General features: G+C 33.5%; 9 protein-coding genes and 9 pseudogenes. 17 read left to right on the top strand and 1 reads right to left on the bottom strand.

Annotation, left to right across the window (positions count from 1 at the left end):
• Positions 1-181 precede the first annotated feature (181 nt).
• From ACEW7V_RS02555 to ACEW7V_RS02485, 15 genes and pseudogenes are all read left to right on the top strand, one after another.
• A pseudogene (locus ACEW7V_RS02555) lies at positions 182-439 on the top strand (ribosomal protein S19 family protein); the annotation flags it as partial.
• Positions 440-756: 317 nt separating this feature from the next.
• Positions 757-897: a hypothetical protein gene (locus ACEW7V_RS02550; RefSeq protein ID WP_374695341.1), complete on the top strand. Its 141-nt coding sequence runs from the start codon at positions 757-759 to the stop codon at positions 895-897.
• 954 nt (positions 898-1,851) lie between these two features.
• A pseudogene (locus ACEW7V_RS02545) lies at positions 1,852-2,015 on the top strand (ribosomal protein L16); the annotation flags it as partial.
• A 41-nt stretch (positions 2,016-2,056) separates the two neighbouring features.
• A pseudogene (locus ACEW7V_RS02540) lies at positions 2,057-2,134 on the top strand (hypothetical protein); the annotation flags it as partial.
• Between the two features lie 232 nt (positions 2,135-2,366).
• Positions 2,367-2,588 (top strand): 30S ribosomal protein S17, encoded by a 222-nt coding sequence (gene rpsQ / locus ACEW7V_RS02535; RefSeq protein ID WP_374695340.1) that lies wholly within the window; start codon positions 2,367-2,369, stop codon positions 2,586-2,588.
• Between the two features lie 6 nt (positions 2,589-2,594).
• Positions 2,595-2,877 (top strand): annotated as a pseudogene (locus ACEW7V_RS02530) (uL14 family ribosomal protein); the annotation flags it as partial.
• 35 nt (positions 2,878-2,912) lie between these two features.
• Complete coding sequence (locus tag ACEW7V_RS02525; protein ID WP_374695339.1) at positions 2,913-3,092, top strand: hypothetical protein; 180 nt, start codon at positions 2,913-2,915, stop codon at positions 3,090-3,092.
• 347 nt (positions 3,093-3,439) lie between these two features.
• A complete protein-coding gene (gene rplE / locus ACEW7V_RS02520; RefSeq protein ID WP_374695338.1) occupies positions 3,440-3,574 on the top strand; it encodes a 50S ribosomal protein L5 in 135 nt (44 codons plus the stop codon).
• A gap of 286 nt (positions 3,575-3,860) precedes the next feature.
• Complete coding sequence (locus ACEW7V_RS02515) at positions 3,861-4,085, top strand: hypothetical protein (RefSeq protein WP_374695337.1); 225 nt, start codon at positions 3,861-3,863, stop codon at positions 4,083-4,085.
• Between the two features lie 163 nt (positions 4,086-4,248).
• Positions 4,249-4,612 (top strand): annotated as a pseudogene (locus tag ACEW7V_RS02510) (uS8 family ribosomal protein); the annotation flags it as partial.
• Between the two features lie 44 nt (positions 4,613-4,656).
• A pseudogene (gene rplF / locus ACEW7V_RS02505) lies at positions 4,657-5,204 on the top strand (50S ribosomal protein L6).
• 67 nt (positions 5,205-5,271) lie between these two features.
• Positions 5,272-5,531, top strand: a pseudogene (locus ACEW7V_RS02500) (50S ribosomal protein L18).
• A gap of 114 nt (positions 5,532-5,645) precedes the next feature.
• A pseudogene (locus ACEW7V_RS02495) lies at positions 5,646-6,179 on the top strand (30S ribosomal protein S5).
• Positions 6,130-6,330: pseudogene (gene rpmD / locus ACEW7V_RS02490) on the top strand (50S ribosomal protein L30). Before ACEW7V_RS02495 ends, rpmD begins: the two co-directional pseudogenes overlap by 50 nt.
• Positions 6,330-6,566 (top strand): uL15 family ribosomal protein, encoded by a 237-nt coding sequence (locus tag ACEW7V_RS02485; RefSeq protein ID WP_374695336.1) that lies wholly within the window; start codon positions 6,330-6,332, stop codon positions 6,564-6,566. The pseudogene rpmD and the gene ACEW7V_RS02485 overlap by 1 nt, the downstream one beginning before the upstream one ends.
• Before the next feature lie 273 nt (positions 6,567-6,839).
• On the opposite strand, the gene ACEW7V_RS02480 is transcribed toward ACEW7V_RS02485, so the two are convergent.
• A complete protein-coding gene (locus ACEW7V_RS02480) occupies positions 6,840-7,019 on the bottom strand; it encodes a hypothetical protein (protein WP_374695335.1) in 180 nt (59 codons plus the stop codon).
• Positions 7,020-7,120: 101 nt separating this feature from the next.
• Here ACEW7V_RS02480 and ACEW7V_RS02475 point away from each other — a divergent pair, with 101 nt between their 5' ends.
• Positions 7,121-7,396 (top strand): hypothetical protein, encoded by a 276-nt coding sequence (locus tag ACEW7V_RS02475; protein WP_374695334.1) that lies wholly within the window; start codon positions 7,121-7,123, stop codon positions 7,394-7,396.
• Between the two features lie 101 nt (positions 7,397-7,497).
• A complete protein-coding gene (locus ACEW7V_RS02470) occupies positions 7,498-7,722 on the top strand; it encodes a hypothetical protein (RefSeq protein WP_374695333.1) in 225 nt (74 codons plus the stop codon).
• The last annotated feature ends 332 nt before the right edge of the window (positions 7,723-8,054 follow it).

Here is an 8,054-nt window from a genome sequence, read left to right as displayed (position 1 = left end):
GGCGTATTGTTGTTCTGCGATGAACCTGAACGATCACCTCATGGTGGTGAAGGTAGAGCTCCTATTGCGTTAAATCACCAATGACACCTTGGGGCAAAAAGCTCGTGGGGCCAAACTCGTGACCGCAAAAAGCATCTAATGCTTAATTATTAGACGTCGTAAAAAATAAGGAGTTGTTAATATGCCATACGTTCAGTTAAAAGGACCTATTGTTACAATATCTATTAGCAAAAATAGAAAAACAAAAAAAACTTAAAAACAAAAAAAGTGATCCCGAAACTTGGTCACCGCGGTTTCTAAATCTCCGCACTGCCTATTTTTTGTGGGACAAAAAATCATTGTTTATAACGGACATGAACACATTCCAGTCTACATTACAGAAAAAATATGGTAGGACATAAGTTAATTGAATTTTCCTACACGTACTTACCGCGGACATAACAAAAAAGACAAAAAATGCAAAAAGCCAAAAAATAAAACCGGAAAGAAGACGCTTTATGAAACCAAAACGCCAAAGCGATTGTTGAAAAGTTCTTAATCGCCCTCGAAAAGCACGTTTAGTTGTTGATTTAATTCCGAGGAAAAAAATATTGCACAAGCTCAAGCCATTTTAACTTTTACTCCCTAAAGTAACTGCTCCCGTTATTTTAAAACTTTTAATTTTCTTCAATGTATTATCATTTAAGTCATGCCTATGTAGGTATAACTTTATATTAAAAGTTTTTTTTGTCTATTGTGAGTTCGTTTAAACGTATTGTGTTTCAGAAACAAGGTTCTGGTGATATAGTTAAAAGGAACCAACCACATTGTACTTTAGTAATAACTAACTGGAGCTTTGGTATCAAAGAAGGAAGAACAAAAGTGGGTCAAAAAACTAATCTAACGGCAAGATTCTAGGCTGATAGAACAGGAATCTATTGGTGCGTTATGGCAAACCAAAAGGACCTAATTTAATTAAGAAGATTTTTAATTCATCCATATATCTAAACCATTTTTATGAAAAGTGCTATCAGTCAAATTGGCATTGAACGCCTAAAAGAAAAAAATAAAAAACCGTATCACTATTTCTGTCCACCGCTAAACCAGGCGTTATTATTGGAAAAGATGACGTTACACACGAGCAAATTGATTTTTAAAACTCAACGAACTTACCCAAAGACGTTAATCAACGTGGTAGTTAAAAACTCTGATAAATCATAAACTGTTAATTGCTCAAAAATATGGCTGAACAACTAGAAGATAAATGTGTTTTTCCTTGCGTGTTCAAATAGCAATCCAAAAAGCCTAAGCTGGTGCAAAGGGTAAAAACTTTAATTTCTGGTCGTTTGGGCGGTGCTGGAAATAGCTCGTAGCGAAGGACATCTATGAAGGCGGGTTCTTTCCACTCTAAGAGCAGACATCGATTGCCTTTCTTCATTTAGGCCTGCCACACTGCCATGGAGTTTGGAATTAAAGTATGGATTTCCGGTGAAGGATTTGGACAGATACATTCTAGACACTAAAATGGTGCTTCTGAAAATCTTCTAATACTCTAACAGACGCCCTCAACAACAATTTCAAAGGAAGGCAACAATAATCATGTTAATGCCAAAAGAACTAAATATCGTCAAATGTCTTCACCGCCGTTGATTTTGAAGAAAAATCAAAAGGTAAAAGCAATTATTTTGCCAGCTTCGGAAACCACGCTTTGGTTGCCTGAAGAAGATGGCATCACTGTAAACCGATTGAACCCATCGTATTCATTCTTTTTGATACATGGAAGAACTGGAAGAGTGGATCAACACATCTATCATAACTAAAACCTTTAGAAAGTAGAGATGGGTTCTGGTAAGGTTCTCACCTGGAAAATAGGTAGCTGTGGTAAAAACAGGTAAAGTTTTGTTCAGAGTTAAAGACACACCACTAATTCTTCCAAAGTAGAAATGGAAGCTTTAAGACTTGCGTCTCACAAACTACCGATTAAAACTAAAATCGTTAAAAAAGGTGTTAGTATGAAAACTCAAGAAATTTTTTAAAATTAAATCCAGAAGAATTAGAAAACAAAGTAGACAAGTTAAAACAAGAACTGTTTGATTTGCGTTTTCAATTAGCTTTGAAGCAAACTCACCAACACTGCCAAAATCAAAAAGCTTAAAAAACAATTGCTCGCATCAAAACAATCCTAACCCAAAAAGCAATCAACAAACATCCACTACTCCAACTTTTGTCACTTCCACTGCCAAACCTGTTTTAGCAAATCAAAGCCCAAACTCCACAACCAACTACCCCTGATTTAGATAGACACTGTAGAAACTATCGCAAGGAGGAACAACAATAATGCAACGCAATTTTTGAAAAAACTTTTGTGGTGAGTATTTTCAGATAAAATGGATAAAACCATTACTGTTATTGTTGATATTTACAAAAAAGACCCTTTATATGGCAAAAGAGTGAAACAATCGAAAAAATTCCACGTCCATGATGAAAATCAAGAAGCCAAACCAGGCGATTTAGTTAATTTTATGGAAACAAGACAATATAAAACTAAAAGATTTCGATTATTCAAAATTCTTGCATGCAAAGAGTGCAGTAGGGAGATTTTGGGATGATTCAACTTGAGAAAAGCGTTGATTGTAGTTATTAACAGCGGTGCTAAGAAGTTTTAGTTATTAATTGTTTTGGAGAGCACTCGTCGTAGTCATGTAAATATCGGAATGTTATTAAGCTAACTGTTAAATCAGGTTCTGGGCGCGGTTAAAAAAACATTGATGTTCTAGAAAGCTGTCATTGTTACGCACCAAAAAAGGTCTAAGGCAATAAAATAAAACTCATAGGTAAATTGGCAACAATGCTGTAGTACTTTTAAAAGAAGATTTAAATATTATTGGCACCCGTATTTTGGTCAGTGTTAGAAATTGAGTGATAATTTTCCAATGGTTTGCTGCTTAATTAGTTTTGTGAAGTTTCAGCTGGTACGTATTAAAGTAGGAGAAACAGTAGTTATTTTAGCTGGCAAAGATCGTTTTGGTAACGAGACGAATCAGGTAAAAAAAATGACTAAAACAGGCAAAGTATTAAAAGTTTTTGCCAAAACTCAAAAAAATTATTGTTGAAGGTGTCAACATCAAAACCAAACACCAACCCCTTCCCAAAACGAAGAAAAGGGCACCATCGTTAAACAAGAAGCTCCATTCATGTTTCTAATGTAGCTTTAGTTTGCCCTCAAACACAAACTCCTCTACTAAAGTAGAATAAGGCATACAATCAGGTAAAAAAGTTCGTTATGCTAAAAAATCAAATCAAACATTAGACGAAAAAAAATTAAGGAGGCTTTGCATCAATGTCAATGAAAAAAGAAAAATACTCTAGACTATTCCAAAAATCACTGCCACCTTAATACGACTTTTAATTATAAATCCGTTATGCCAAGTCCCAAAAGTAGAAAAAAGTTGTCATCAATATGGGCGTAGGCGATGCTATTTTTAATGTTAAAGTTTTGGATGATGTAGTAGAAGAATTAAAATTATTAAGCGGACAAATCCCTGTTATCACTAAAGAAGCCAAAAAAGCTATTTCTAATTTCCAAATTACGTGAAGGCATGCCAATTGGAGCTGAGAAGTGACTTTAAGAGGAACCCGCAAAGAGGCGTTTTTATACAAACTAACTCGTTTAGTTTTTCCCACGCGTAAGAAGATTTTTAGAAGGCATTTCTGGTAAATCTTTTGACCTTGAGAGTAATTACGCTCTAGGATTAAAAAGAACAAATCGTTTTCAAAGTGTATCGACAAAGTTAAAAAATTGTGGCACGTGGATATCATCATTGTAACTGCACTGCCAAAAATAACACTCAAGCCAGAAAAGCTTTTGAAACTTTCATGGTATGCGTTTAAAAATTAAGGAACTGTACTTATGGCTAAAAATCAAAAATCATGAATCAAAAACAAAGACTAGTTTGCTAAAATATATAAAACTACGCTTAGAACTTAAAAAAAAAGCTGACTATGTTGGGTTGTCTCAAATTTCTTTCTTAAGCATCACCTGTACGTTTAAAAAACAGAATTCTATTGATGGAGAAGACCACTTTTTTTTGAATACATTAATGTAGAATTAAAGCATTTCACACATGCATTATTTTTAGGCAATTAGCTCATCAAAGAAATTACTGATCAAAAAAACTGGTTAGTAAAGGTAAAAAGGCTCAATATGAACACCAATGAATACTAACATGATGCTCTTTGGCCGCATTCATGCCAATCAATGTAAAGGCTCTAAAAGTGTTAGTACCTGCTTCCTAAGTTAAAATTAGAAATTTTAGCATTTTAAAAAAAGAAGGTTTTATTAAAGATTTTTTATCTACCTAAAGTCATCTCGCGAAATAATTATTAGTTTTGAAATATGCTCCCAACAAAGAAAGAGTTATTAAAGGCTTAAAAAGAGTTTTAAACCGTGACTTAGAGTTTAAGATAATCAGCAGAACAAATTCCTAAAATTTTTCTATGTTTAGTTTGGAGTTGAGCGGGCAGTTTTCTGTTGCTGAAGGAATTCTAACAGACGCTCAAGCTCGCCTTTTCTCAAGTTGGTGGCGAAGTTTTAAATATATTGGTAATTAATTGCCAAATCAAAAGTAGTTAAAGGGAGATAAAGGAGAAAATTATGTCACGCGTAGAAACAAAGCAATTGAAGTCCCTAATACGGTTGCATGATTGATATCGAGAATGAAATTTTATCTCAGTTGAAGGACCTAAAGGCAAGACCAGAATATCGAATTTAATGCAGATTAACAATCACTGGCAGAAAGAAACAAATCTGTACAGTAAAACGCCCTAATGATGAAATTTTTATGAAAAAAATTCCCGCTTTTTGAATCCTTTACTTTCCAATATGGTAGAAAGCGTAGCAGAAACTTAAAGCGTAAAATTGTAGGGTTAGCTTATCAGGCTCAAACGCTAAAGATAAACAACTAATTTTATCTTTGTAGTTTTTCTCATCCTGTAAGCGTTGCCGTTCTTATGATAATCTAGAAGTGGTAGTTAGCAAAAACACAGAAAAATTGTTATCAAAGGAATTGACAAACAATCTCGTATTTCTGGCGAATTTAAGCGTCAAAAAATCAGTAAAAACTACGTAAACCAGAACTCCTTACAAAGGTGAAGGAATCCGCTGTTACAGACAATACGTTAGACAAAAAGCTGGGAAAAGCGCTAAAAAAACAAGAAAGGACTAAAAATAAGTTATGATAACCAAAAATCCTATAACGTGCTTCGGTAAAACGTCATCTTCGCCTTAGAAAAATTGTTTCAGGCACATCACAAAGACCACGTTTAAATGTTTTTAGATCTAATAAATTTCTTTATGTGCAAAATAATTGATGACACCCAACAAACAACTATGCAGCAACCAGCAAAAGAAGCCAATGTTTTGGGATCCAACATCAAAGCCGCTGAAGCAGTAGGCGCTCTTGTATCGCTAAAAAGCCTTAGCCCAAGGCATTAAAAATGTTGTTTTTGATAGATCAGGGTATTTGTATCACGGCAAAAAATCAAAGCCTTAGCTGGATGAAATGTAAATCAGGCTTGAGCAGTTTTAAAGGAGAAAAAGCAAAATGAAAGCAATAAAGAAAGAATTTAACAAAAAAGCCCCTCTTTAGAAGAAAAAAGTTGTTAAAATTAATCGTATTACTAAAGTAGTTAAAGGCGGTGCTCGTTTTTGCGTTTTTCTGCTTTGGTAGTTGTTGGCGAAGGGTAAAAAGGGCAAATTGGTTTCGCCACCGCTAAAGCTAAAGAAATTGTAGAAGCTATTAAAAAAGCTTTAGAAAAAGCCAAAAAACAATTAGTTCGCATTCCTATTACAGGAACTACTATTCCTCATGACACTATTGGACGTTTTTGGAGCGTCTAAGTTTTTTTTTTTTTTTTTTTTTTTTTTTAAATCATGTTTCTTCCAAAGGAACTGGAATTGTTGCTGGAGGAAAAGCTGCTAGAACTATTTTAGAATTAGTAGGCATTAATGATGTTCTTACTAAAACTTTTGGTTCACGCACCTCTATTAACGTAATAAGAGCAGTAATGGATGGATTACAAAAGTTTACGCACTAAAGAAGAAAGTAGCTAAATTAAGAAGCATCACTTTATATAGCGAAAAAAAGAACAATGAAATTAAAAATTACTCTTACCAAAAGCCTTATTGCTTGTCGTGTTAATCAGAATTAAAACCGCTCACTGTCTAGGTTTGAAAAAAATTAACAATCAAGAAGTTATTAAAGATGACACTCCAGCCATCCATGGAATGATTAAAACCATCAGTCATCTTGTTGTAGTTGAAAAGTTTTTGATACAAAGGAGCAAAAATAATGTTGTTATTAATACACCAAAAAAAACCGATCAATAATGCTCGTAAATCCACTAAACGTTTAGCAGACGGGACCTGTAGTGCACTGGTAAAACTTCTGGTAAAGGACACAAAAGGACAATTAGCACGTTCAGGAAAAACTTTGCGTCCTGGCTTTGAAGGCGGACAAATCCCTTTTTTTCAAAGAATTCCTAAAGAGGATTTCACAACTTTGCCCAAAAAGATACGCCCTTCTTAACCTTAAAACTCTAGAAACCTTTCCTCAAGATGCCGCCGCAAGCGTTACTCCTCAATTATTGTTAGAAAAAAAAAAATAATTAAAAAGACCAATTATGTGGTATTAAAGCTTTGGCGCAAGGAACTCTCACTAAAAAATTAGTCGTAAAAGCTTCCAAAATTCTCCAAACAAGCTCAAGCAGCCATTTTAGCAGTTGGTGCGAAATATAGAGGTAATTTAAAGATGAAACGTCAATTAAAAAAATTAGTTTTTAGGCAATCGTAAATTAATGTTTCAAATCTTTTTTACCTTATTTATTATTTCTATTGTTTGTTTAGGAACTTCTTGGCCTCTTCCTTTTATTATTATATTAATACTCACTGATTTGTCCAAACTTTTTGGGGTTTTCATAAATGCTGGTACTCTTTTGGATTCAGGAATCCTCCTTACATCACTTCTTCCATTGTAGTGCAATTTTTGCAAAAACTTCTTCCTATTTGTCGCGAATGGAAAGACCAAGGACAGCTGGAGCAAACGCAAACTTAATCTTTTAACACGTAGTCTCGCCTTATTGTTTGCTTTTTGAGCAATCTTTTGCTTTTTTGAACAGTTATTCAAAACTTTTTGTCACATCAATAAGTACAAGCCAACTGTTTTTGTTAGCTTTAATTGCTACTGCAGGAGTTGCTATTTTAATTTGGTTTGCTGACCTTATCAATTCCAAAGGTATTGGAAATGGGACTTCTATTTTAATTGTTGTTCTGATGAGCCACAGCCTAATTAATCTATTTGTAAATCTGAACAGGTCATATTTATCTCCAAAACAATTTTTTAACTTTGAAAACTTTTAATTTTGCATGTATTGTTCTTTTACTTCTCTTATTTTTAATTTTTACTGTAGTTGTTATAAACAACATCTTTAAAAATACCTATCAATTATGCGCGCAATCAAGTGCAAGGAAAAAGCTACATTCCATTAAAAATTAATAGTGCAGGAGTTATGCCAGTTATTTTGGCATCTGCTTTATTGTACAACCTTTCAGATGTTATCAGGAGTTATTGGGAATACAAAATTTACAGAAGTAGTAAGATTTTTTGCCGACAACTTTCCTGGAAACGGAAATTAACTTTTTTGCCATGGACTTTTAGTCTTGCACTTGATTGCGCGCATAATTGATAGGTATTTTTAAAGATGTTATTTGCACAACTACAGTAAAAATTAAAAATAAGAAGAAATAAAAGAACAATACATGCAAAATTAAAAGTTTTCAAAGTTAAAAAATTGTTTTGAGATAAATATGATTCGTTCAGATTTTACAAATAGATTATTAGGCTGTATGTGGCTAATAAATAAAATAAAGAATCCCATTTCAATACGCTGGAATTGATAAGGTCTTCAAACAAATTAAAATAGCAACTCCTGCAGTAGCAATTAAAACTAACAAAACAGTTAATGTGATGAATAACTGTTCAAAAAAGCAAGGCCAAAGCAAACAATAAAGCTCTTTG

This window comes from Areca yellow leaf disease phytoplasma (assembly GCF_041920595.1).
This window is presented reverse-complemented; position numbering and strand designations above follow the sequence as displayed.

Bases quoted from the DNA above. Each gene is read 5' to 3' on its own strand.
- rpsQ (WP_374695340.1), top strand. From the start codon at position 2,367: ATGGATAAAACCATTACTGTTATTGTTGATATTTACAAAAAAGACCCT.
- ACEW7V_RS02515 (WP_374695337.1), top strand. From the start codon at position 3,861: ATGCGTTTAAAAATTAAGGAACTGTACTTATGGCTAAAAATCAAAAAT.
- ACEW7V_RS02525 (WP_374695339.1), top strand. From the start codon at position 2,913: ATGGTTTGCTGCTTAATTAGTTTTGTGAAGTTTCAGCTGGTACGTATT.
- ACEW7V_RS02485 (WP_374695336.1), top strand. From the start codon at position 6,330: ATGTTGTTATTAATACACCAAAAAAAACCGATCAATAATGCTCGTAAA.
- rplE (WP_374695338.1), top strand. From the start codon at position 3,440: ATGGGCGTAGGCGATGCTATTTTTAATGTTAAAGTTTTGGATGATGTA.